Below are 2,655 nucleotides of genomic sequence, written 5' to 3' on the forward strand. Positions count from 1 at the left end.
ATGTCGCCGAGTTGTCAGCAGCATGCAGTCTCGCGGCCCACAGACGGTCGAACCCGGCGCGCGCGCCGGGGGCGCGCCCGGCGGGTTATAGGCGCGCCTCGAGACCGGCGCGTACCGCGGGCCACTCCTCGCGGAGGATCGAGAAGTACAGCGTGTCGGCGACCGAGCCGTCGGGGGCGATGCGGTGCCGGCGAAGGCGCCCCTCGCGCGTCGCGCCGAGGCGCTCGATCGCCCGCGCGCTGCGCTCGTTGCGGGCGTCGCACCGCAGCGCGACACGGTTCACGCCCCACGCGTCGAACGCGTGCGAGAGCAGCAGGAGCTTGGCCGCGGGGTTCGTCGTCCCGCCCTGGAAGGCGCGGCCGTACCAGGTGGTGCCAATCTCGACCCGCCCCTGCGCGGGCACGTGATCGTAGAAGGTTGTCGCCCCGCGCACGGCGCCGGTGCCGGCATCCTGCACCGTGAAGGCGTACAGTCCCGGCGTCTCCCGCTGCTGCTCGACGCGCGCGGCGTAGGCCTCGACCGAGTCCGCCCAGGGGGTGGTCATGCGGCTCCACAGCTCGGAGTCGGTGAGCGGCCACGCCGCCGCGGCGTGGGACGGGTCGGCGGGGACGAGACGGATGCCGTGGCCCTCGAGCACGATGTCGTGCGCGGTCATCGCGCCTCCAGCTGGGCCACGAACTCGTCGGCCGCGGCGACCTTGCGCCGCAGGTCTTCGCGACGCTGCACCGCCTCCTCGCGGATCTCGGCGAAGCGCGCGCGAAGGTCGGCGTCGTCGGGGTGCGCCTCGAGCCCGTCGACGACCGCGAGCAGTTCGCCCATCTGCTCGAGCGAGTACCCGAGCGGCTTCATGCGACGGATCAGCAGCAGCCGCGATTCGTCGTCGGCGGTGTACAGGCGGAAGCCGCCGTCGGTGCGGGCGGAGGGGCGCAGCAGGCCGATCTCGTCGTAGTGGCGGAGCGTGCGCACGGACAGCCCCGTCCGCTCGGCGAGCTCGCCGATCTGCATGGGCCGGTCGTCGGTCATGGCATCCCCGATCCCGCAAACCTCACGTTACGGTAGAGTTGGTGGCGGTCGCGATCGCGACCCCCCTATTCTTCCCCGCGCCGCCGCGGGTTCCCTCCCCGTCCTGGAGACCTCTCATGACAGACGTCCTCGCGCGCCCGCGCCCCGAACCGACCGTGCTGCAGGCCCTGCGCTCGCCGCGCCTGCTCACCCGCGAGGTGCTGGCCGGCCTCGTCGTCGCGATCGCGCTCATCCCCGAGGCCATCGCGTTCTCGATCATCGCCGGCGTCGACCCGCGCCTCGGGCTGTTCTCGTCGTTCGTCATGGCGGTCGCGATCGCCTTCCTCGGCGGGCGCCCCGCGATGATCTCGGCGGCGACAGGGGCCATCGCGCTCGTGATCGCACCGGTCGCCCGCGAGCACGGGGTGGACCACCTGCTCGCGACCGTGATCCTCGGCGGCATCCTGCAGGTGATCCTCGGTCTGCTCGGCGTCGCCAAGCTCATGCGCTACATCCCGCGCAGCGTCATGGTCGGCTTCGTCAACGCCCTCGCGATCCTCATTTTCATCGCGCAGGTGCCCCAGCTGATCGGCGTCCCGTGGGCGGTGTACCCGATCGCCGCGGCGGGCCTGGCGATCATGTACCTGCTCCCCCGCGTGACGAAGGTCGTCCCGGCACCGCTCGTCGCCATCGTGCTGCTCACCGGCGCCGCCGTGGTCTTCGGCATCTCGGTGCCGACCGTCGGCGACCAGGGCGCCCTGCCCGAGAGCCTGCCGGCGCTGCTCGTCCCGAACGTCCCGCTGACCGGCGAGACGCTGGGCATCATCCTCCCCTTCGCCGTCGCGATGGCGATCGTCGGGCTGCTGGAGTCGCTCATGACCGCGGCGCTCGTCGACGACATCACCGACACCCCCTCGTCCAAGACCCGCGAATCGCTCGGCCAGGGCGCCGCGAACGTGCTGTCCGGCCTGTTCGGGGGCATGGGCGGCTGCGCGATGATCGGCCAGACGATGATCAACGTCAAGGCGTCGGGAGCGCGCACGCGTATCTCGACGTTCCTCGCCGGGCTCTTCCTGCTCGTGCTCGTCCTGGTCTTCGGCGACGTCGTCGCGATCATCCCGATGGCGGTGCTCGTCGCGGTGATGATCGTCGTGTCGATCGCGACGTTCGACTGGCACAGCATCCGACCCTCGACCCTGCGACGGATGCCGCTGAGCGAGACGATCGTGATGGTGCTGACCGTCGCGATCACCGTGTGGACGCACAACCTGGCCATCGGCGTCGGTGTCGGCGTGGTCGCCGCGGCCGTGCTCTTCACGCGCCGCGTCGCGAGCCTCACGAGCGTCACCCGCACCCTCGAGGGCGACACCGCCCGCTACGCGGTCGAGGGCGAGCTGTTCTTCGCCTCGAGCAACGACCTCACCACGAAGTTCGCGTACCACGACGACCCGGCGCGCGTGGTGATCGACCTGTCGCGTTCGCACGTCTGGGACGCCTCGACGGTCGCCGCCCTCGACGCGGTGCAGACGAAGTACGCCCACCTCGGCACGACCGTGGAGCTCGCGGGCATGAACGACGCCGCCGCCCGCTTCCACGGCCGTCTCAGCGGGGACCCGCCTCAGTGCCCGGCGCCGAGGCCCCCGCTGAGACGGC

General features: G+C 71.8%; 3 protein-coding genes. 1 reads left to right on the forward strand and 2 read right to left on the reverse strand.

Features of this window, described 5'->3' with window-relative positions; translation table 11 throughout:
• Positions 1 to 85: 85 nt before the first annotated feature.
• Entirely contained in the window at positions 86 to 655 is a 570-nt protein-coding gene (locus QZ433_RS00470) for a GNAT family protein (RefSeq protein WP_295779499.1), read from the reverse strand.
• Positions 652 to 1,023 (reverse strand): MerR family transcriptional regulator, encoded by a 372-nt coding sequence (locus QZ433_RS00475; protein WP_295779500.1) that lies wholly within the window; start codon positions 1,021 to 1,023, stop codon positions 652 to 654. The genes QZ433_RS00470 and QZ433_RS00475 overlap by 4 nt, the downstream gene beginning before the upstream one ends.
• 116 nt (positions 1,024 to 1,139) lie before the next feature.
• On the opposite strand from QZ433_RS00475, the gene QZ433_RS00480 reads away from it, so the two are divergent.
• Positions 1,140 to 2,655: SulP family inorganic anion transporter (locus tag QZ433_RS00480; protein ID WP_295779501.1), on the forward strand; the 1,516-nt coding region annotated here is incomplete at its 3' end.

The sequence above is a fragment of the uncultured Microbacterium sp. genome (assembly GCF_913776565.1).
Taxonomy (GTDB): Bacteria; Actinomycetota; Actinomycetes; order Actinomycetales; family Microbacteriaceae; genus Microbacterium.